Origin of the sequence: Streptomyces sp. NPDC007205 (assembly GCF_040634095.1) — a bacterium.
Classification (GTDB): domain Bacteria; phylum Actinomycetota; class Actinomycetes; order Streptomycetales; family Streptomycetaceae; genus Streptomyces.
Window position 1 is genome coordinate 34,122 of sequence record NZ_JBEYEW010000018.1, and the last position, 19,483, is coordinate 53,604.

24 protein-coding genes, 4 tRNA genes and 1 pseudogene are annotated in these 19,483 nt (G+C 70.4%); 9 read left to right on the forward strand and 20 right to left on the reverse strand.

Going from position 1 to position 19,483, the window contains the following annotated elements:
• Positions 1–859 precede the first annotated feature (859 nt).
• The 6 genes from ABZ624_RS26675 to ABZ624_RS26700 all read right to left on the reverse strand — a co-directional run bounded on the left by ABZ624_RS26675 (position 860) and on the right by ABZ624_RS26700 (position 4,854).
• Entirely contained in the window at positions 860–1,795 is a 936-nt protein-coding gene (locus ABZ624_RS26675) for a hypothetical protein (protein WP_360093892.1), read from the reverse strand.
• Between the two features lie 190 nt (positions 1,796–1,985).
• Positions 1,986–2,711: a 50S ribosomal protein L1 gene (rplA, locus tag ABZ624_RS26680; RefSeq protein ID WP_023547414.1), complete on the reverse strand. Its 726-nt coding sequence runs from the start codon at positions 2,709–2,711 to the stop codon at positions 1,986–1,988.
• A gap of 102 nt (positions 2,712–2,813) precedes the next feature.
• Positions 2,814–3,248 carry a 50S ribosomal protein L11 gene (gene rplK, locus ABZ624_RS26685; protein WP_031167035.1) on the reverse strand — a complete coding sequence of 145 codons (435 nt, stop codon included), beginning with the start codon at positions 3,246–3,248 and terminating at the stop codon, positions 2,814–2,816.
• 185 nt (positions 3,249–3,433) lie between these two features.
• Positions 3,434–4,303 (reverse strand): transcription termination/antitermination protein NusG, encoded by an 870-nt coding sequence (gene nusG / locus ABZ624_RS26690; RefSeq protein WP_360093895.1) that lies wholly within the window; start codon positions 4,301–4,303, stop codon positions 3,434–3,436.
• 80 nt (positions 4,304–4,383) lie between these two features.
• The gene (gene secE, locus ABZ624_RS26695; protein ID WP_360093898.1) at positions 4,384–4,671 is read right to left on the reverse strand and encodes a preprotein translocase subunit SecE; all 288 of its coding nucleotides are present in this window, start codon (positions 4,669–4,671) and stop codon (positions 4,384–4,386) included.
• Between the two features lie 110 nt (positions 4,672–4,781).
• Positions 4,782–4,854, reverse strand: a tRNA-Trp gene (locus ABZ624_RS26700).
• 262 nt (positions 4,855–5,116) lie between these two features.
• Here ABZ624_RS26700 and ABZ624_RS26705 point away from each other — a divergent pair.
• Together ABZ624_RS26705 and ABZ624_RS26710 are read left to right on the forward strand one after the other, a co-directional pair.
• Positions 5,117–6,343, forward strand: a complete 1,227-nt coding sequence (locus ABZ624_RS26705) for a pyridoxal phosphate-dependent aminotransferase (RefSeq protein ID WP_360093901.1) — start codon at positions 5,117–5,119, stop codon at positions 6,341–6,343.
• 125 nt (positions 6,344–6,468) lie between these two features.
• The gene (locus ABZ624_RS26710) at positions 6,469–7,509 is read left to right on the forward strand and encodes an adenosine deaminase (RefSeq protein ID WP_360093904.1); all 1,041 of its coding nucleotides are present in this window, start codon (positions 6,469–6,471) and stop codon (positions 7,507–7,509) included.
• Positions 7,510–7,741: 232 nt separating this feature from the next.
• Here ABZ624_RS26710 and ABZ624_RS26715 read toward each other — a convergent pair whose 3' ends face one another.
• Positions 7,742–8,353 (reverse strand): helix-turn-helix domain-containing protein, encoded by a 612-nt coding sequence (locus ABZ624_RS26715; protein ID WP_360093908.1) that lies wholly within the window; start codon positions 8,351–8,353, stop codon positions 7,742–7,744.
• A 101-nt stretch (positions 8,354–8,454) separates the two neighbouring features.
• Here ABZ624_RS26715 and ABZ624_RS26720 point away from each other — a divergent pair, with 101 nt between their 5' ends.
• On the forward strand, positions 8,455–9,087 hold the full coding sequence (locus tag ABZ624_RS26720) for an NAD(P)H-binding protein (protein ID WP_360093911.1): 633 nt from the start codon (positions 8,455–8,457) through the stop codon (positions 9,085–9,087).
• Between the two features lie 7 nt (positions 9,088–9,094).
• Here ABZ624_RS26720 and ABZ624_RS26725 read toward each other — a convergent pair whose 3' ends face one another.
• The 6 genes from ABZ624_RS26725 to ABZ624_RS26750 form a co-directional block, all read right to left on the reverse strand.
• A complete protein-coding gene (locus ABZ624_RS26725) occupies positions 9,095–10,150 on the reverse strand; it encodes a UDP-N-acetylmuramate dehydrogenase (protein ID WP_360093914.1) in 1,056 nt (351 codons plus the stop codon).
• Positions 10,151–10,377: 227 nt separating this feature from the next.
• On the reverse strand, positions 10,378–10,806 hold the full coding sequence (locus tag ABZ624_RS26730; protein ID WP_360093917.1) for a MaoC family dehydratase: 429 nt from the start codon (positions 10,804–10,806) through the stop codon (positions 10,378–10,380).
• Positions 10,807–10,813: 7 nt separating this feature from the next.
• Positions 10,814–11,266 carry a MaoC family dehydratase N-terminal domain-containing protein gene (locus ABZ624_RS26735; RefSeq protein WP_360093920.1) on the reverse strand — a complete coding sequence of 151 codons (453 nt, stop codon included), beginning with the start codon at positions 11,264–11,266 and terminating at the stop codon, positions 10,814–10,816.
• Between the two features lie 102 nt (positions 11,267–11,368).
• Positions 11,369–11,533, reverse strand: coding sequence for a 50S ribosomal protein L33 (gene rpmG / locus ABZ624_RS26740; RefSeq protein ID WP_003948671.1), 165 nt, complete (start codon positions 11,531–11,533; stop codon positions 11,369–11,371).
• Positions 11,534–11,622: 89 nt separating this feature from the next.
• Positions 11,623–11,695, reverse strand: a tRNA-Met gene (locus tag ABZ624_RS26745).
• Between the two features lie 46 nt (positions 11,696–11,741).
• Positions 11,742–11,814 (reverse strand) — tRNA-Thr (locus ABZ624_RS26750).
• A 355-nt stretch (positions 11,815–12,169) separates the two neighbouring features.
• Between ABZ624_RS26750 and ABZ624_RS26755 the strand changes: the two genes are divergently transcribed.
• Positions 12,170–13,435 (forward strand): amidohydrolase family protein, encoded by a 1,266-nt coding sequence (locus ABZ624_RS26755; protein WP_360093923.1) that lies wholly within the window; start codon positions 12,170–12,172, stop codon positions 13,433–13,435.
• Positions 13,436–13,629: 194 nt separating this feature from the next.
• A complete protein-coding gene (locus ABZ624_RS26760; protein WP_360093926.1) occupies positions 13,630–14,286 on the forward strand; it encodes an SDR family oxidoreductase in 657 nt (218 codons plus the stop codon).
• A 37-nt stretch (positions 14,287–14,323) separates the two neighbouring features.
• Here the strand turns inward: ABZ624_RS26760 and ABZ624_RS26765 are convergent, their stop codons facing one another.
• The 3 genes from ABZ624_RS26765 to ABZ624_RS26775 are packed head-to-tail and all read right to left on the reverse strand — an operon-like array spanning position 14,324 to position 15,199.
• The gene (locus ABZ624_RS26765) at positions 14,324–14,536 is read right to left on the reverse strand and encodes a hypothetical protein (RefSeq protein WP_360093929.1); all 213 of its coding nucleotides are present in this window, start codon (positions 14,534–14,536) and stop codon (positions 14,324–14,326) included.
• Positions 14,537–14,576: 40 nt separating this feature from the next.
• On the reverse strand, positions 14,577–14,801 hold the full coding sequence (locus tag ABZ624_RS26770; protein ID WP_031167006.1) for a hypothetical protein: 225 nt from the start codon (positions 14,799–14,801) through the stop codon (positions 14,577–14,579).
• Between the two features lie 44 nt (positions 14,802–14,845).
• Entirely contained in the window at positions 14,846–15,199 is a 354-nt protein-coding gene (locus tag ABZ624_RS26775) for a DUF6233 domain-containing protein (RefSeq protein ID WP_360093932.1), read from the reverse strand.
• 448 nt (positions 15,200–15,647) lie between these two features.
• Between ABZ624_RS26775 and ABZ624_RS26780 the strand changes: the two genes are divergently transcribed.
• Complete coding sequence (locus ABZ624_RS26780; RefSeq protein WP_360093935.1) at positions 15,648–15,890, forward strand: hypothetical protein; 243 nt, start codon at positions 15,648–15,650, stop codon at positions 15,888–15,890.
• Between the two features lie 81 nt (positions 15,891–15,971).
• On the opposite strand, the gene ABZ624_RS26785 is transcribed toward ABZ624_RS26780, so the two are convergent.
• Positions 15,972–16,053 (reverse strand) — tRNA-Tyr (locus tag ABZ624_RS26785).
• Positions 16,054–16,289: 236 nt separating this feature from the next.
• On the opposite strand from ABZ624_RS26785, the gene ABZ624_RS26790 reads away from it, so the two are divergent.
• Positions 16,290–16,778 carry a YajQ family cyclic di-GMP-binding protein gene (locus tag ABZ624_RS26790; RefSeq protein WP_019756392.1) on the forward strand — a complete coding sequence of 163 codons (489 nt, stop codon included), beginning with the start codon at positions 16,290–16,292 and terminating at the stop codon, positions 16,776–16,778.
• Positions 16,779–16,840: 62 nt separating this feature from the next.
• Here the strand turns inward: ABZ624_RS26790 and ABZ624_RS26795 are convergent, their stop codons facing one another.
• Entirely contained in the window at positions 16,841–17,107 is a 267-nt protein-coding gene (locus ABZ624_RS26795; protein ID WP_360093938.1) for a GlsB/YeaQ/YmgE family stress response membrane protein, read from the reverse strand.
• A 140-nt stretch (positions 17,108–17,247) separates the two neighbouring features.
• On the opposite strand from ABZ624_RS26795, the pseudogene ABZ624_RS26800 reads away from it, so the two are divergent.
• Positions 17,248–17,435 (forward strand): annotated as a pseudogene (locus ABZ624_RS26800) (amino acid permease); the annotation flags it as partial.
• Positions 17,436–17,624: 189 nt separating this feature from the next.
• Here ABZ624_RS26800 and ABZ624_RS26805 read toward each other — a convergent pair.
• The gene (locus tag ABZ624_RS26805; RefSeq protein ID WP_360093941.1) at positions 17,625–18,017 is read right to left on the reverse strand and encodes a YccF domain-containing protein; all 393 of its coding nucleotides are present in this window, start codon (positions 18,015–18,017) and stop codon (positions 17,625–17,627) included.
• Positions 18,014–18,877 (reverse strand): zinc metalloprotease HtpX, encoded by an 864-nt coding sequence (gene htpX, locus ABZ624_RS26810; RefSeq protein ID WP_360093944.1) that lies wholly within the window; start codon positions 18,875–18,877, stop codon positions 18,014–18,016. Before htpX ends, ABZ624_RS26805 begins: the two co-directional genes overlap by 4 nt.
• Before the next feature lie 306 nt (positions 18,878–19,183).
• Between htpX and ABZ624_RS26815 the strand changes: the two genes are divergently transcribed.
• Positions 19,184–19,477 (forward strand): hypothetical protein, encoded by a 294-nt coding sequence (locus ABZ624_RS26815; RefSeq protein WP_360093947.1) that lies wholly within the window; start codon positions 19,184–19,186, stop codon positions 19,475–19,477.
• Positions 19,478–19,483: the final 6 nt, after the last annotated feature.

The window sequence follows — 19,483 nt, forward strand, 5'->3', positions numbered from 1 at the left end:
TGTCACCTGCGCGGGTCGCCCACTTTTCAGCGGATCCTTCGGCCACCGCGCCCTCGTTCGAGCGCACGGCAACGACCAGCGGTCTTTGGCTTCTGCAAGAGAGTACGGGACCCGGGCGCCGTCGAGCAAATCGACCTGTAACCGCCCCTCCACGGGGCCCATCAGCGGACCCTCCGACACGGCTGCCGTACGCGGCCCGGCCTCACCCCGCCACCGGCCCCCGGACGAGGTCCAGCGACGAGGTCCAGCGACGAGGTCCAGCGACGAGGTCCGGCCGCGAGCCCGCACCGACCCCGTGCGCGGCTCCACCGCAGGGTCTCGCGCCCGTGCTCCGCAGCCGCGGCCCGTCCGGCCCCAGGCCCGCCCTGGGGGCTTCAGTCGGCGTCTGAGTCCGGCGACGGGGAGCGTGCTGGTGCAGTGAGGGGTGCGGCGCGTGGTGCGGTGCTTGGTGCGGTGCTTGGTGCGGGTCGCCGCGACGGTCCCGGTGCCGGTGCGGCGGATGTGCTCGGCCGCAGCGCGGGACGCGGCATCGCGGGCAGGATTGCGGCCTCGTCGCGCAGGCAAGCGGTCATGTCCACGGGCAGGCCACCGCCGGAGCGGAAGTCCGGCGGTGGGGCCGACGTCGAGCCGGTGCCGGCCGTGGATCTTCCGGACCTCGTCGGCGGCTCCGCTCGCGGCAGGCGCCCGGTCGACCAGGCGCAGTCCGAGGGTGCCGGGCTGTCCGCCGTCGAGGGTCGTCATCCGCACACGGCCCGCCGAGGGCTCGGCCGAGCGTGCCGCGCGGGCTACGGCAGGCGCTGTGGGGCCGCCTGTGACCTGCTCGCCCGACGCGGCCGCCGTACAGGGCCGTGCCGGTGCTTCAGGAGAGGGTGCCGGTGCCGGAACCGCTCGACGTGTTCCCCGACCCGTGGGTCCGGAGGGACTTCATCAGGTCCTTGAAGTCCTTGGTGTCACTGGCCGACGGCGTCTCGGCGGAGACCGGCACACCGTAGTCGCTGTAGGAGGCGGTGCTGGTCAGGGCGCCCTTGGCGGTGTCCGCCTTCTCGGTCTTCTTCACCAGCAGGTTCTGGTCGTTGATCCAGATGTCGACGGAGTCGGTGGTAATGCCCGCCTGGCCGAGCTGCTTCTTCAGCGCCGCCAGCTGGTCCGCGCTGAGGTTGCTGCTCCGGCCCGCGAGGTCGGCGACGTTCACCGTGCCCGCGTAGTGCCTGGTGTGGACACCGGAGACCGTCTCCTCGCCGACCTTCTTCACGTCACCGGAGGCCAGCAGCATCTTCACGGCCTGGTTCGGCGACGAGCTCTGGGCCTGGTCCTTCAGGTACGAACCGGACGCGCCGGCGAACTTGGCGAGGTCGTCGTACGCGTACCTGACCCAGTGCTTGCCGCCCATCTGCTGGGCGAACTCCTCGCTCATCTTCACGTAGTAGGCGTCCGGCAGATAGCGGGCCTGCATCGACGGGGTACCGGCCTTGCGCATCATCTGGGCCATCTGCCCGCCGGTGTACGTCATGGTGAGGTTGCCCTTGACGCCGTGGCCCCAGGCGAGGGCGCCGTCCCCGGTCACCGACATCAGGTTGCCCAGGGACATGGTGGAGTGCACCTTGGCCGAGTCCGCCTTGTCGGTGGACTGCTCGGCCGTCCGCAGGACGGCGGCGACGGGGCTGAGGTGGATCGCGCCACCGCCGGCCGCCTTGCCGCCCTTCCCGGAGTCCGAGGAGCCGCAGGCGGCCACCCCGGTCAGCGCGGCCACCACCGCCACGGAGAGGGTCATCCGGCGCGCCGTCGTGCTCTTCATCTTGTCCTACCCCCATGCAAGTCGAGTGCCTGCACCGTAGCCCAGGCCACTGACAGTCGTCCCAGAGCCCCTGCGAAGGGAGCTCGTACGAAGACTCGTACGAAGAAAGGACGGGCCCCGCACCTGGAAGGTTGCAGGGCCCGCCCTTACTCACGCGTACCTGACGCGGCTACCGGGCTGAGCGGAGGGCTCAGACGGCGGCCGGGTCCTCCTCGACGAGGAGGTTGCGGGTGCGGTTCGGGTCGACCGGAATGCCGGGGCCCATCGTGGTGGTGATGGCGGCCTTCTTGATGTAGCGACCCTTGGCGGCGGACGGCTTCAGACGGAGGATCTCCTCCAGCGCGGCGCCGTAGTTCTCCACCAGCTTGGCGTCGTCGAAGGACGCCTTGCCGATGATGAAGTGCAGGTTCGAGTGCTTGTCGACGCGGAACTCGATCTTGCCGCCCTTGATCTCGGTCACGGCCTTGGCGGTGTCCGGGGTCACGGTGCCGGTCTTCGGGTTCGGCATCAGACCACGCGGGCCGAGGACGCGGCCGAGGCGGCCGACCTTGCCCATGAGGTCCGGGGTGGCGACGACGGCGTCGAAGTCCAGACGGCCCTTCGCCACCTCGTCGATCAGCTCGTCGGCACCGACGATGTCGGCGCCCGCGGCACGCGCGGCCTCGGCACGGTCACCGGTCGCGAAGACCAGGACCCGGGCGGTCTTACCGGTGCCGTGCGGAAGGTTCACGGTGCCACGGACCATCTGGTCGGCCTTGCGCGGGTCGACACCCAGACGGAAGGCGACCTCGACGGTGCCGTCGAACTTGGTCGTGGAGGTCTCCTTGGCGAGACGGACGGCCTCGAGCGGGGCGTACAGCTTCTCCCGGTCGACCTTGGCGTCCGCAGCGCGGAGAGCCTTGCTGCGCTTGCTCACAACTTGCTCCTGTGTGTTCTGAAAGGAGTCGTGGTCCCTGGGCCGAGCAGGCCCTGCCACGTGCGACCGGCTACGGCCGCATGACTGCTACGAAGGTGGGGATCAGCCCTCGACCGTGATGCCCATGGAGCGGGCGGTGCCGGCGATGATCTTCGACGCGGCGTCCAGGTCGTTGGCGTTGAGGTCGGGCATCTTGGTCTGGGCGATCTCGCGGACCTGCGCCTCGGTGATCTTGGCGACCTTGGTCTTGTGCGGCTCGCCGGAGCCCTTCTCGACGCCAGCGGCCTTGAGGATCATCTTCGCGGCCGGCGGGGTCTTGGTGACGAAGGTGAAGGAGCGGTCCTCGTAGACCGTGATCTCCACCGGGATGACCCAGCCACGCTGCGACTCGGTCGCGGCGTTGTAGGCCTTGCAGAACTCCATGATGTTGACGCCGTGCTGACCGAGCGCGGGGCCGACCGGCGGGGCGGGGTTCGCCGCACCGGCGTTGATCTGGAGCTTGATGAGCCCCGTGACCTTCTTCTTCTTGGGAGGCATAGCTCTCCGGGTCCTTTCATTCGGGTCCATGCCCGCGCGAGGATCGCGACCCTGACGCAGGCATACCGCACAACGATAACGGGTATAGATGCGCGGCCAAAAACCGAGCAGGTCAGACCGGCTGTGGACAGCCCGCCTGACCTGCGCGGAAGAGCGACGTCCAGAAATGGACTAGTTCTTCTGGATCAGTTCTTCTGGATCTGGTCGAAGGACAGCTCGACCGGCGTCTCGCGGCCGAAGATCTCCACCAGGCCCTTGACCTTCTTCGAGTCGGGGTTGATCTCGTTGATGGTCGCCTGCAGCGTGGCGAACGGGCCGTCGGTGACGGTGACCGAGTCGCCGACCTCGAAGTCCAGCACCTGGACCTCGACCTTGCGCTGCGGAGCGGGCTTGCCCTCGGCCTCGGCGGCCTCGCGGGCGGCCTTCTCCTCGGCCTCCGGGGCGAGCATCTTGACGATCTCGTCCAGGGTCAGCGGGTACGGGTCGTAGGCGTTGCCGACGAAGCCGGTGACACCCGGGGTGTTGCGGACGACGCCCCAGGACTCATTGGTCAGGTCCATGCGGACCAGGACGTAACCCGGCAGCTTGTTCTGCTTGATCGTCTTGCGGTCGCCGTTCTTGATCTGGACGACCTCTTCCTGCGGCACCTCGGCCTGGAAGATGTAGTCCTCGACGTTCAGCGAGACGGCGCGCTGCTCCAGGTTGGTCTTCACGCGGTTCTCGTAACCGGCGTAGGTGTGGATGACATACCACTCGCCGGGCAGGGTGCGCAGTTCCTCGCGCAGGGCCTGGACGGGGTCGACGGGCGCGGCCGGCTCCTCCTCGGCAGCTTCCTCGGCCTCGGCCTCGGCAGCGGCTTCCTCGCCGGCTTCCTCGTCCTCTTCGTCCTCGACGTTCAGGGCAGCCTCTTCAGCCGGCTCCCCCGCCTCGGCCTCGGCAGCCTCGAACTCGTCCTGCTCGTCCGCGCCCTCGACGATGTCGAGCTCGTCGTCCACCATCTCGGCAGCGGTCGCGCGCGACTCGATGGCGTCGTCGTTCAGGTTCGGGTCAGACACGGTGGCTGCTTCTTCCTGGATACATAGGGGTGGAACATGCGAAAAGGGGCGCCGGTACCACGGCGCCCTTCGCTCTTGGCTCAGCCGAAGACGTACTTGGCCGCGTGGTTGAGCCCATAGTCAATCACGGTCACCAGCGCGATCATGATGGCAACAAAGAAGATCACCACGGTGGTGTACGACGTCAGCTGGTTGCGCGTCGGCCAGACGACCTTGCGGAGCTCCGCGATGATCTGGCGGTAGAAGGTGGCCAGGCGCTTCAGCGGGCCCTTCTTGGCGCGCTTGCCGCCCTTGCGGGCCTTCTTCTTGGACTCCGGCAGCTCGTCCTGGGCGTCAGGCGTGTCGATGGAGCCCACGGCGTCCGTCATTCGTCCTCACCTGGTCCCGGGTCGTGGCCGTGCCGCGCCCGGTTTCTGAGCCGCACGGCGGTGCATTGCTGCTGTACGTACATGCGCACACATCCTGGCGGTGTGTGTAGCAGGGCCGGAGGGACTTGAACCCCCAACCGCCGGTTTTGGAGACCGGTGCTCTACCAATTGAGCTACGACCCTTTGTGTGCCCCCCAACGTACCGCATCCGGCCGGGTGCGCGGTGTGCACCGGTTGGGGCGGTGGCTGCTGAAGGCCAACGAGGTGAGAGTGTACGTGGTCCACGGCCCGGCGTCGAACAGAATGCGCCCGTCCGGAGCCACATGACCAAAGATCGTCCTGGCCGGGGGCCGGATTCGGACCCGTGTTCACGCCTCGACCCCTTGATGTTCAGTCTGTGAAACCCACATGCCGGGGGGATTTCCGGTCTGGAACGATGGGCTCCATGAGCGCTGCAACCCCACCCACCGAGCGCCGGGTCTCCGCCCGAGTCGGCGCGATCTCCGAGTCCGCCACCCTCGCCGTGGACGCCAAGGCCAAGGCCCTGAAGGCCGCCGGGCGTCCGGTGATCGGCTTCGGCGCCGGTGAGCCCGACTTCCCGACCCCGGAGTACATCGTCGAGGCGGCCGTCGAGGCCTGCAAGAACCCCAAGTACCACCGCTACACCCCGGCCGGCGGCCTGCCCGAGCTGAAGGCCGCGATCGCCGCGAAGACGCTGCGCGACTCCGGCTGGGAGCCCGACGTCTCGCAGATCCTCGTCACCAACGGCGGCAAGCAGGCCATCTACGAGGCCTTCGCCGCGATCCTCGACCCGGGCGACGAGGTCATCGTCCCGGCGCCGTACTGGACGACGTACCCGGAGTCGATCCGCCTCGCGGGCGGTGTCCCGGTGGAGGTCGTGGCCGACGAGACCACCGGCTACCGGGTCAGCGTGGAGCAGCTGGAGGCGGCGCGTACGGAGAAGACGAAGGTCGTCCTCTTCGTCTCCCCGTCCAACCCGACCGGCGCGGTCTACTCCGAGGCCGAGACCGAGGCGATCGGCCGCTGGGCCGTCGAGCACGGCCTGTGGGTGCTCACCGACGAGATCTACGAGCACCTGGTCTACGGCGACGCCGCCGCCGTGTCCGTGCCCGCGCTGCTGCCGGAGCTGCGCGACAAGTGCGTCGTGGTCAACGGTGTCGCGAAGACGTACGCCATGACCGGCTGGCGCGTGGGCTGGGTCATCGGCCCGAAGGACGTCGTCAAGGCCGCGACGAACCTCCAGTCGCACGCCACCTCGAACGTCTCCAACGTGGCCCAGGTGGCCGCCCTGGCCGCCGTATCCGGGGACCTGGACGCCGTGGCGACGATGCGCGAGGCCTTCGACCGGCGCCGCAGGACGATCGTGCGGATGCTGAACGAGATCGACGGCGTGCTCTGCCCGGAGCCCGAGGGCGCCTTCTACGCCTACCCGTCGGTCAAGGCCCTCCTGGGCAAGGAGATCCGCGGCAAGCGCCCGCAGGACACCGTCGAGCTGGCCGCGCTGATCCTGGAGGAGGCCGAGGTCGCGGTCGTCCCCGGTGAGGCCTTCGGCACGCCCGGCTACCTGCGCCTGTCGTACGCGCTCGGTGACGAGGACCTCGTCGAGGGCGTGAGCCGCCTCCAGAAGCTGCTGGCGGAGGCCAGGGACTGAGTGGTCCATTTTTGGACAGGGGCACCTCCGGTTTTCCGGAGGTGCCCCTGATTCGTTTGTGCGAGCAAGACCACGTACGGGGAAACGGCTACCGGTGTGACGGGTGCGTACGGCAGGATCCTGGAATGGAGCGTGTACGTGACCTCTCTGAGCTGCCGAAGGCCCATCTGCACCTGCACTTCACCGGGTCGATGCGGCCGGGAACCGTTCTGGAACTGGCCGACAAGTACGGCGTACGACTGCCCGAGACCCTGACCGAAGCCCTGACCAGCGGCGAACCGCCGAAGCTGCGGGCCACCGACGAGCGGGGCTGGTTCCGTTTCCAGCGGCTGTACGACGCGGCGCGCTCTTGTGTGCGTGAGCCGGAGGACATCCGGCGCCTGGTCCGGGAGGCGGCCGAGGAGGACCTGCGGGACGGCTCGGGCTGGCTGGAGATCCAGGTGGACCCGACGTCGTACGCACCCCGGCTGGGCGGGCTGATCCCGGCGCTGGAGATCATCCTGGACGCGGTGGACGCGGCGTCCAGGGAGACCGGGCTCGGTATGCGGGTCCTGGTGGCCGCGAACCGCATGAAGCACCCGCTGGACGCCCGTACGCTGGCCCGGCTGGCCGTGCGGTACGCGGACCGCGGCGTGGTCGGCTTCGGGCTCTCCAACGACGAGCGGCGGGGCATGGCGCGGGACTTCGACCGGGCCTTCCACATCGCGCGCGAGGGCGGTCTGCTGTCGGCCCCGCACGGCGGCGAGCTGACCGGCCCGGCCTCGGTGCGCGACTGCCTGGACGACCTGCACGCCTCGCGGCTCGGTCACGGGGTGCGCGCGGCGGAGGACCCGTGGCTGCTGAAGCGGCTGGCCGACCGGGGCGTGACCTGCGAGGTGTGCCCGGCGTCGAACGTGGCGCTCGGTGTGTACGAGAAGCCCGAGGACGTGCCGCTGAGGACGCTCTTCGAGGCCGGCGTCCCGATGGCGCTCGGCGCCGACGACCCGCTGCTGTTCGGCTCCCGGCTGGCCGCCCAGTACGAGATCGCCCGCCATGCCCACGGCTTCTCGGACGCCGAACTCGCGGAGCTGGCGCGCCAGTCGGTACGGGGCTCGGCCGCCCCCGAGGACGTCAAGGCGCGGCTGCTGGCCGGCGTCGACGACTGGCTGGCCCGTCCGGCCGCCTGAAGCAGGCGTAGGGCCGCCATCAGCGTGGCGTGTCCCTTGGCGACGTTCTTCTGAGCACCATCGTGGGCGCAGAGCCGCGCTTGCCGTCCTCACCGGCCCGTGGCCCGCCGCGTGCGCGCACAGGTGGCCGTCTCGGCGAACAGGCCCCGGCTGCCGAAGAAGAGGCAGAACGTACACGCGCGCGTGGCGTACCGCAGCACGTCTGGCGTTTGTCATGCCCTCGGCGTGGGGCTCACGTGGAGGCCGGTGTGACGGAGATTCCGCCCAGCAGCGTCTTCGCGAGCCGCGCGGCGAAGTCGCCGACCGGCGGCCGCTGCCCCGTCTCCGTCGCGTCGTAGGCGAACGCGCGCTGCGCGCAGGCGCCCAGCAGCATCGAGGCGGCCGCGAAGGTGTCGGCGTCGGCGCGGACGCGGCCGGCGGCCTGTTGGGCGCGGAGGTAGGCGTCCAGGTCCTGGATGGGCTGGTGCGGGCCGGCGCCGAGCTTGCGCAGTGCGTCGTCGTGGCGCTCCTTGAGCTGGGTCTCGGCGTACAGGGAGGCGGCGATCGGGAAGCTCTGCTCGTAGAAGAGGGCGGCCCGGCGGGCGATCTCGGTGAGGTTGCCTTCCAGGGTGCCCTGTCCCGGTTCGGCGGCGAGGCTGTCCAGCAGCGGGGTGAGCCGGGGAAGCCGCTCGGTGAGCACACGGACGAACAGGTCTTCCTTGCTGTCGAAGTACTTGTAGAGGGCCGCTTCGGAGCAGCCGGCCGCGCGGGCGATCTCCTTGGTGGTGGCGCGGGCGAGTCCGACGGTGAGCATGAGCTCGTGAGCGGCGTCGAGGATGCGGACACGCGCCGGCTTCTGCTCCATGGGGGTCCAATCGGGCTTGACGAATGGGTGAGTACTTACCCACTCTAGGACGAGCAGGGGTGAGTGAACACTCACCCACCTACTCGGGGTACGGAGTACTCATGAACCTCACCGTTTTCGGCGCCACCGGCGGCATCGGCCGGGAGATCGTGCGTCAGGCGCTCGGCGCGGGCCACCGGGTGACCGCCGTGGTCCGCGATCCGGCCCGGCTGGACATCAGGGGGGACGCGTTGGAGGTGTTCCGCGCCGATCTGACCGACCCCGAGGTACTGCGTGCCGCCGTCAGCGGCCGTGACGCGGTCCTCTCCGGCCTGGGCGCGCGCAGCCGCAAGGACGCCGGGGTCGCCACCCGGCTGACCCGTACCGTGCTGCGCGCCATGGAGGCGGAGGACGTACGACGGCTGGTCGTGGTCAGCGCCGCCCCTGTCGGCCCGGCTCCCGCGGACGACGGCCCGCTGGACCGTGCCGCGCGCGGCCTGGTGTCGGCCATCCTCAAGGACGTCTACGCCGACCTGCGCGAGATGGAGGCCGAAGTGGCCCGCAGCGGCACCGACTGGACGTCCGTACGACCGCCGCGCCTGCAGGACAAGCCGCTCACCGGCCGCTACCGCACCGTCGTCGGCGGCTTCCCGCGCAAGGGCCGCTTCATCGCACGTGCGGACGTCGCGCACGCGATGCTGGCGATGATCGACGACCGGGGAACGGTGAAACAGGGGGTCGGGGTGGCGTACTGAACGCCGCCTACAGGCTGACGCCGACGGTCACCGGTTCGTTGACGAGCGTGACCCCGAAGGCCTCGCGGACGCCCGCGACCACCTCACGGGCCAGCGCCAGCAGGTCCTCGGTGGTGGCCTCGCCCCGGTTGGTGAGGGCGAGGGTGTGCTTGGTGGAGATGCGGGCCGGGCCGGTGCCGTAGCCCTTGGTGAAGCCCGCCTTGTCGATCAGCCAGGCCGCGGAGGTCTTCGTACGGCCCTCCCCCGCCGGGTAGGCGGGCGGCTCGGCACCGTCCCCGAGCCGCTCGCGCACGCGCGCGTGGAATGCGGCGAACTGCTCGTCGGTGAGGATCGGGTTGGTGAAGAAGGACCCCGCGGACCAGGTGTCGTGGTCCTGGGGGTCGAGGACCATGCCTTTCCCGCTCCGCAGCTTCAGCACGGTCTCGCGGGCGTCGGCCAGCGGCACCCGGTCGCCGGGCTCGGCGCCGAGCGCGCGCGCCGCCTCGGCGTACTTCACGGGCGCGGACAGCCCGGCAGCGTCCTCCAGCTCGAAGCGGACGCGCAGCACCACATAGCGCTCGGGGTCGGCTTTGAAGCGGCTGTGGCGGTACGAGAAGGCGCACTCCTCGTTCGTCAGCGTGACGGTCTCGCCGGCGCGCCGGTCGTAGGCGATGACCTCGGTGATGGTGGAGGAGACCTCCTGGCCGTAGGCACCCACGTTCTGGATCGGGGTGGCGCCCGCGGACCCGGGGATGCCGGCCAGGCACTCGATACCGGCGAGCCCGGCCTCGACCGTGCGGGCGACGGCGTCCGTCCACACCTCGCCGGCCGCCAGCTCCAGGGTCGTGCCGCGCAGTTCGACACCGCGGGTGGCGATGCGCAGGGCGGTGCCGTCGAAGCCCTTGTCGCCGATGACCAGGTTCGATCCGCCGCCGATGACCAGCAGCGGCGTCCCGCTGTCGTCGGCCTCACGGACGGCGGCGATCACGTCGGCGTCGGTCACCGCGGTGACCAGCCGCGTCGCGGGACCGCCCAGCCGGAAGGTGGTCAGCGGGGCAAGAGGGGCGTCGTGGAGTACCTGCACGGGCCCAAGACTACGAGACGGCTCCGCCCGGACGGACGGGCACGGTCGGCCGCCCCGTCAGTACCGCCCCGCCCGCGAACAGGGCGGTCGGGACCGGGCTGCCGGTCCAGCCGTCGGAGGCCCCCGGACCAGGCCGTAGACGATGCCGAAGAGCCCGCCGCCGGCGAGCAGTAAGGGGCGCCCTGCAAGGGAGGGCGCCCCTTACGACACTGCTGTCGGCGGAGCCGTCAGGCCAGGCGTACGACCGCCCGGGACATACCCAGCACCTTCTGGCCGCCGCTGGTCGCCGTCAGGTCCACGCGCACGGTGTTGTCGTCCAGCTTGGCCGCGACCTTGCCGCTGACCTCGATCAGGGCACCGTGCTCGTCGTTCGGCACGACGACGGGCTTGGTGAAGCGCACGCCGTACTCCACGACCGCGCCGGGGTCCCCGGTCCAGTCCGTGACCACGCGGATCGCCTCGGCCATGGTGAACATGCCGTGCGCGATGACGTCCGGCAGGCCGACCTCCTTGGCGAACTTCTCGTTCCAGTGGATCGGGTTGAAGTCCCCGGAGGCGCCCGCGTAGCGCACGAGCGTGGCACGGGTCACGGGGAAGGTCTGCGCCGGCAGCTCGGTGCCGACCTCGACGTCCGCGTACGTGATCTTCGCCGTCATCAGGTCCTCACGCCTCCCCGGCCGCGCGGGCCACGAGCTTGGTCCAGGCGGTCACGACGTGCTCGCCCGCCTCGTCGTGCACCTCACCACGGATGTCCAGGATGTCGTTGCCCGCGAGGGACTTGATCCCCTCGATGGTGGAGGTGACCGAGAGCCGGTCGCCGGCGCGGACCGGGCGGCGGTAGGCGAACTTCTGGTCCCCGTGCACCACGCGGCTGTAGTCGAGCCCGAGCTGCGGGTCCTCGATGACCTGTCTCGCGGCCAGGAAAGTGATGGAGAACACGAAGGTCGGCGGGGCGATCACATCGGGATGTCCGTACGCCTTCGCGGCCTCGGAGTCCGTGTACACCGGGTTGGTCTCGCCCACCGCCTCGGCGAACTCTCGGATCTTCTCCCGGCCCACCTCATAGGGCTCGGTGGGCGGGTAGATCCGCCCTACGAAGGACTGGTCGAGCGCCATGGCCCGGCACCTCCTGATGATTGCTGTGATGGCCCAAAAACTAGCCGGAAACGACGCGAGGCCGCCCCCTCGGAAGGGGACGGCCTCGTGTACGAGCCTGATTTATCGCGTTTCGCGGTGCGCGGTGTGCGCGTTGCAACGCGGGCAGTGCTTCTTCATCTCAAGACGGTCCGGGTTGTTACGCCGGTTCTTCTTGGTGATGTAGTTCCGCTCCTTGCACTCCACGCAGGCCAGCGTGATCTTCGGGCGGACGTCGGTGGCAGCCACGTGAGTGCTCCTAAGACGAACGGGTGAACTGATTCAACGCAAGAAGAGTAGCCGATCGAAGGACCGACCCCGCAATCGGCTACTATCTGTAGCGGTGACCGGACTTGAACCGGTGACACAGCGATTATGAGCCGCTTGCTCTACCGACTGAGCTACACCGCTGAGATGCGATCGGACCCCACCTTTCGGCGGGAACCTCTCGCACCAGAGCCCCAAAACGGAATCGAACCGTTGACCTTCTCCTTACCATGGAGACGCTCTGCCGACTGAGCTATTGGGGCGAGCGATGAAGACATTACACGGTCCGCCGCCGTTCACCCAAATCCGTATCCGGCCGCCCACGACCGCCCCCATCCCCGCCCTCGCAGCGGCCTCACGAGTCGCACGGGCGGGGGCCTCGGGGTGAAGTGCGGCCCACGCGCGCGTGGGCTTCGTCGGCAGCGACGGGCCGGGGCCACACGTGTGGGCGACACGTGTACCGCCAAGGGCGGACCACACCGGTACGACTATTGCGCTCCTGCACGCCCTGCGCGGCTCACCACCCTAGGCTCGACTCACTCTGCGTGATCTTGGGGTGCGCGATCCCCGAAGCCTCACGCGGCCCGCCCCGGCCCCCGGCCCCGATCCAGGAGCGCGATGCCCGACAGCCAGCCGCAGCCGCACCCACCGTCGAACTCCTCGGGATCCTCCGGCCAGTCCGACACGGCTGCCCTGCTGCTGTGCGGGGCGCGGCTCACCGACGGCCGGACCGTGGACGTACGGCTGGGCGGCGGACGCATCGAGGCGGTGGGCACGGCCGGCAGCCTGGCGCCGGGTCCGGCCCGGACGGGCGCCACGCGCGTGGACCTGAACGGATACCTGCTCCTCCCGGCCCCGGCCGAACCGCACGCGCACAGCGACACCGCGCTGTCCGCCGAGCGCCCCGGACCGCTGTCGTACGCCCCCGAGGACGTCCAGCGCCGGGCGACGGAGGCGGCTCTGCTGCAGCTCGGGCACGGGGCCACGGCGGCACGCGCGCACGTACGCGTGGGCGACGTCCAGGGCCTCGGCGCACTGGGCGCCGTCCTTCAGGCGCGGCGCTCGCTGCACGGGCTCGCGGAGCTGACGGCGGTGGCGATGCCACGGCTGCTGACCGGGGTGGCGGGGGCCGACGGGCTGGCGATGCTGCGCGACGCGGTCAAGATGGGCGCCTCCGTGGTGGGCGGCTGTCCGGACCTGGACCCCGATCCCACGGGCTATGTGGAGGCGGTCCTGGAGGTGGCCTCCGAGCAAGGCTGCCCGGTGGACCTGCACACGGACGCCTCCGACCCGGCCCGCCTGTCCCGGCTCGCGGCCATGGCGGGAGGCTTGCGCCCCGGCGTGACGATCGGGCCGTGCGCCGGTCTCGCGCGCCTGCCCGCCGAGGCCGCATCACGCGCCGCCGACCAACTCGCGGCGGCCGGGGTGACGGTCGTGTGCCTGCCCCAGGGCGGCTGCTGCGGCACCGACCGGCGGGGCGTCGCTCCGGTACGGCTGCTGCGCGCGGCCGGGGTGCGGGTGGCAGCCGGCAGCGGTGCCCTGCGCGACCTCTCCAACCCCGTGGGCCGCGGTGACCCCCTGGAGGCGGCCTACCTCCTCGCCTCCGCCCACGGGCTGCGCCCACAGGACGCCTACGACGCCGTGAGCGCCTCGGCGCGCGCGGTGCTGGGGCTGCCGGAGGTACGCGTGGAGGCCGGTTTCCCCGCCGAGCTCCTGGCCGTGCGCGGCGACCGTCTGGCCGGCGCCCTGTCCCTGGCCTACAGCCGGATCGTGGTGCACCGGGGCCGGGTGGTGGCGCGCACGAGCGCGGTGCGCGAGTACTGCAACTCGGCGGCCGCGGCAGAACTGGGGCTGCCGCGGCAGGGGCGGGGCGAACTGTCCTGAAGGCCGGGCGGAGGCGCGCGGGTCGGAGGGCACGCGGGTCGGAGGGCGCGTCCAGGGGGCGCCGACTGCCTGGCGCGGGCGCACGGTTCGGCGCGCACGCGGGGCGCAGGCAAGTGCGCGTGAGCCCGGCGCGCAGTGGTCACGCCGGTTGACTCGTGCAGCAGATGCGCCCCTTCCGGCGTACGGTCGGATTCATGCGCATTGTCATCGCTGGTGGTCATGGTCAGATTGCGCTGCGGTTGGAGCGCCTGCTCTCCGCGCGCGGGGACGAGGTCGCGGGGATCATCCGCAAGGCTGAGCAGGGCGACGATCTGCGGGCGGCCGGTGCCGAACCGGTCCTGCTCGACCTGGAGTCAGCCTCGGTCGAGGAGGTCGCGGCGCATCTGCAGGGCGCCGACGCGGCGGTCTTCGCGGCGGGCGCGGGCCCGGGCAGCGGCACGGAACGCAAGCAGACGGTGGACAGGGGCGCGGCGGTGCTGTTCGCGGACGCGGCCGTCCGCGTGGGCGTGCGCCGCTTCCTGGTGGTGTCCTCGATGGGTGCGGATCCCACGCACCAGGGCGACGACGTCTTCGACGCGTACCTGCGCGCCAAGGGCGAGGCGGACGCGTACGTCACCCGCCAGGAGGCCCTGGACTGGACGATCCTGCGCCCCGGCTCGCTGACGGACGACGCGGGCACCGGACTGGTCCGGATGGAGGCGCACACCGGGCGCGGCGCGATCCCACGGGACGACGTGGCGGCCGTCCTCGCGGAGTTGGTGGACACCCCGGCGACAACCGGCCTGACGCTGGAGCTGATCAGCGGATCGACACCGGTGTCGGTCGCGGTGAAGTCGGTGGCGGGGAACTGAGCCCGGCCACCGGCCGTTGAACGATTGCCGCCCTCACTCAGAACAGAGGCAGCTGCCCGGGAAAGTCCGGTACGGCGTAGCCGTCCAACGTCGGCTGGAGCGCTCCTGGTTGTGCCTGCCGCCGTGATCCGGCACAGGAGACCAGTTCCCCGCTCTGCCGTGCCCCGGGCGGGTCGTGCCGCGCGAAGCGGCCGGCGACGACAGCGATCTCGCGGCGGCACGCGGGACAGGTTCTGCGAGGGAAGGACATGCCGTCAGTGTGCCCACAGGAACGTGGAGGCGACACCGCGTCAGGTGCGGGTCTCGGCTTCCCAGCGGTCGGGTCCCACTCCACGCCAGTCGATCAGCGGTGAGTCGGCCACCTGCTCCGGCTCGATCTCCAGCCCCGCCCGGCGCAGGAACTCCACCAGGTCCCGCACGCTGTGCGCCAGGCCGAGGATCTCGCCGTCCACCCGGACCCGGCGCCCGCCGGTCGGGGACGGCAGGTGCACGATGATGGGGCGCTTCCCGGCCATGCCTCCAGCATCGTCCGGACCACCCGGACCCGCACCCGGACCGGTCATTCCAGAATCCCCAGCACGGTGTCGGGGCGGCACAGCGGGCACGCGGGGACACCCCCTTCGGTGAGCGCGCGTACCGCCTGGTCCCGGCCGGCTCCCTTGGTCCGCCCGCCGGCGCCCGCACAGCCACCGACGTGGACGTACACCGCACGGCGGCCGTTCAGGCCGCGCTCGATCAGCCACTCCGGTGCGGCCTGCCCGGTCGTGATGCGGCGCTGCCGTTCGGCCTCCCTGCGCTCTTCGTCCGCGATCCACCGGTCCATCAGGGCAAGCTGCCTCGCGGCCTGATGTTCGACGACGCGGCGGGCGAAGCGCAGCATGTCGAGACGCGTCAGCGGACGGTCATCGTTCACACGTTCGATTCTAGTGAAGAGTCCGAAAAGCGCGACCAGCGGATACTGCTCTGTCGCAGCGAAGGTTGAGCATTCTCACCGAAGCCTGAGCGCCATGCGGGCCCTTACGCTCGGCTAGCCGTCTGCGTCCGCCGTGAGCTCGGCCAAGTGAGCCTGCCGGCTGCGCACCGCGCGCTCCAACTGCTCAACGTCCAGACTGGCACGTCGGTGGGCCGGGCTCCCTGGCTTGCTGTGTGCCAGCCGCTCTCGGGCTTTGGCCAGCGACGCTTCCCGAGCCGCAAGCCGACGCTGAGCCGTCTCGATGCTTTGCATAGCGCCCAGAATGGCGTATTCCCCCACTCGCGATGCGTTGTTCGGCCAGATCTGGACTGGTTGCTCAACCTTCGCTGCGAGAGGTCAGATACGGTCTGTCCGGTGACACCGGAGCGATCCGGTCGTTGCACAGGTCATGAAAACCATCCCCCGCATCCTCGCCGCTGCCGCCGCGGCCGGCGCCCTGCTGATGGCAGCCGCACCGGCGCACGCGGCCGACGGCTCCGACACACTCGACCTGATCAGCACCAAGCGCGTCCCGGTCTCCGTCCTCCCGGGCCCGGTACCCCTGGTCGAGCCGCTCCTCCACCCCCACACGATCTACGACAGCCAGGACAACAGCTTCGTGATCGAAAACCTGAAGAGGGACATCAACTAGGCGCCGGCCAGCAGGGCCGCCACGGAAACGACAAGAGCCCCGCGATCTGCTCTCGCAGATCACGGGGCTCTCGTTCCCGTGTGGCGGCGCCAGGATTCGAACCTGGGAAGGCTGAGCCGGCAGATTTACAGTCTGCTCCCTTTGGCCGCTCGGGCACACCGCCGGGTTGACCACCAGATCGAACCGCTTTTCGGCGGTGCTCTCCGGCGACGACGTAAACAATACCCGATACACAGGGGTGCTTCGCCACCCGATTGATCTCCACTCCCCGGCTCGTGGGGTGGCTAGGCTGGTGCGGATGCGGCCCGGCGCCACGCCGGGCCCGGCGGCCGTCGCCGCGCACGCCGGCACGCACCCGTTATGCACCCCATATGCACCCGATACAAGGAGCCACAGGACATGGCCGACTCCAGTTTCGACATCGTCTCGAAGGTCGAGCGGCAGGAGGTCGACAACGCCCTCAACCAGGCCGCCAAGGAGATCTCGCAGCGCTACGACTTCAAGGGCGTGGGCGCCTCGATCTCGTGGTCCGGTGACAAGATCCTCATGGAGGCGAACTCCGAGGACCGGGTGAAGGCAGTCCTCGACGTCTTCCAGTCCAAGCTGATCAAGCGCGGCATCTCGCTGAAGGCGCTGGACGCGGGCGAGCCCCAGCTGTCCGGCAAGGAGTACAAGATCTTCGCGTCGATCGAGGAGGGCATCTCCCAGGAGAACGCGAAGAAGGTGGCGAAGATCATCCGCGACGAGGGCCCCAAGGGCGTGAAGGCCCAGGTCCAGGGCGACGAGCTGCGCGTCTCCTCCAAGAGCCGGGACGATCTGCAGGCCGTGATCGCGCTGCTGAAGGGCAAGGACTTCGACTTCGCGCTGCAGTTCGTCAACTACCGGTAAGAGGCCGTAAGAGGTGGGCACCCCCGAGCGGTGCCCACCCTCCCGTGCCGCCGATGCCGCGCTCAGTCCCGGGAGTTGCCGAACAGGATGCGGTAGGCGATCAGCAGCACCAGGGAGCCTCCGATGGCCGCGGCCCAGGTGGCGCCGTCGAAGAAGCTCTTGCTGACCGGGTGGTGCAGCCAGCGGGCGGAGATCCAGCCGCCGATGAACGCGCCCGCGATGCCGATCAGGGTCGTACCGATGAAGCCGCCCGGGTCGCGGCCCGGCAGGAGGATCTTGGCGATGGCTCCGGCCAGCAGTCCCAGGATGATCCAAGCGATGATGCCCATGCCGTGAACCTGCCCTTCCGCGCTGTGTCCGCCCTGTCCGGCTGCTGAGAGTCCGGTGCGGACCGTTGTCCACGCGCGCGTGTTCGTGCCGTGTCGATGAAGAGGACGTCACAGGGCCACCCACGGTTGCCGTCGGCTCGATGATCGGAGCCGGCGTCTTCTCCGCCCGGGGGCCCGCCGCGCACGCCGCCGGGTCGGGACTGCTGCCCGGACTGGCCCTCGCCACCGTGCTGGCCTACTGCAACACCATGCCCTCGGCCCGTCTCGCCGCCCGCTATCCGCCTCCGGCGGCACGTACGTCTACGGGCGGGAACGGCTGGGCCCCTTCCGGGTGCTCGGCTCACTTCCCGCGCTGATCCTGGGCGTGTCCCGTTCGACGCTCGCCATGACCCGGGACGGCCATCTGCCGGGGGCGCTGGCGGGCGTGCGGCGAAGGGCTCGGCGGCGCGGCGGGCGACGCGCCGTCAGTGCGCCCGCTGCCGCACGCGTATCCGGCGTCCGGCTTCCGCCGGCCGGCTCAGCGGGCCGCGAAGGGCTGGTCTGTGGGGACGATTTCGCGCCCCAGTGGCAGCAGGGAGACCGGGATCAGCTTGAAGTTGGCGATGCCGAACGGGATGCCGATGATCGTGAGGCACAGCGCGATACCGGTGGCGATGTGCGCGAGCGCCAGCCACCAGCCGGCCAGGACCAGCCACAGGACGTTGCCCATGCAGGAGGGGGCGCCCGCGTCGCGGCGCTCGACCGTGGTGTACCCGAAGGGCCACAGGGCGTAGACGCCGATGCGGAACGCGGCTATGCCGAAGGGGATTCCGATGATCGTGACGCAGAGCAGGACGCCGGCGAGGAGATAGCAGAGGAACAACCAGAAGCCGCTCAGGATGAGCCAGATGAGGTTCAGGATGGTCTTCACCGGTAGCGACCTGCCATCTTCTCGAGCCGGGCGATGCGGTCCGCCATGGGCGGGTGCGTGGAGAACATCTTGGTCAGTCCCTGGCCTGCGCGGAAGGGGTTCGCGATCATCATGTGGCTGGCGGTCTCGATGCGGGGCTCGGGCGGCAGCGGGAGCTGCTGGGCGCCGGCCTCCAGCTTGCGCAGGGCACTGGCGAGGGCCAGCGGGTCACCGGTGAGCTGAGCGCCGGAGGCGTCCGCCTCGTACTCGCGGGAGCGGCTGATGGCCAGCTGGATGAGGGAGGCGGCGAGCGGGCCCAGGATCATGATCAGGAGCATGCCGAGCAGGCCGGGGCCGTCGTCGTCGTCCGAGCGGCCGACCGGGATGAGCCAGGCGAAGTTCACCAGGAACATGATCACCGAGGCGAGCGCGCCGGCCACCGAGGAGATGAGGATGTCCCGGTTGTAGACGTGACTGAGCTCGTGGCCGATCACGCCTCGCAGTTCGCGCTCGTCCAGCAGGCGCAGGATGCCCTCGGTGCAGCACACGGCCGCGTTGCGCGGATTGCGGCCGGTCGCGAAGGCGTTGGGGGCCTCCGTCGGGGAGATGTAGAGCCGGGGCATGGGCTGACGGGCCTGCGTGGACAGCTCGCGGACCATCCGGTACAGCGCCGGGGCCTCGAACTCGCTGACCGGGCGGGCGCGCATCGCGCGAAGGGCCAGCTTGTCGCTGTTCCAGTACGCGTACGCGTTCGTGCCGAGGGCGATCAGGACCGCGATGACCAGACCGGCACGGCCGAAGAAGCTGCCGATGACGATGATGAGTGCGGACAGTCCCCCGAGGAGTACTGCGGTCCTGAGCCCGTTGTGCCGGCGGTGCACCGTACGCCCTCCAAGTCGTGCAGCAGGGAACCCTCAGGTCCAGTGGATCCTCCTGTACTGCTCAACGCCAGGCGGTCGGCGCGAGTTCCCTGGTGCGGGCGGTGCCGTGCCTCCGCCGTACGGGTGAGGCGGCCGGCGGCACGCGCGCGTGGGAGCGCGGACACGGCTGGAAGGGCTCGCGGGTCCTGTGTGCAAGGGCTCCGCGGCACTCCGGGTGACCGCGGCCGACGCCCGGGTGAGCCCGCCGCTCGGGGGCCGGGCCGAGCCGTTTCGACACGGCCTTGAGGAGGAGGCGCGGTTGGCCCGGTGGCCGACCGACGCGTCGATGTCTTCCGGGCCCAGCCCACGGTGTCGGCCACACTCCGGGCGGGCTCCGTCATGCTCTGCACGGCCCGTGCGGTGACGTCTCCTCCCCGCATCGTCAGGGATGGTGATGAAGTCGGCTCCGTCGCTGTCGCTGCTCAGGTCCATGTGGAGCACCGCCCCGGGGCCGTACGTCCGCCCGGCTCCAGGACGACGGCGGCCGCCCCGATGACCAGGGCACGCTCGCAGGCGCCCGCGGTGATCATCGAGGCCGAACCAGACAGGGCGCAGTGGTGAGGGTGT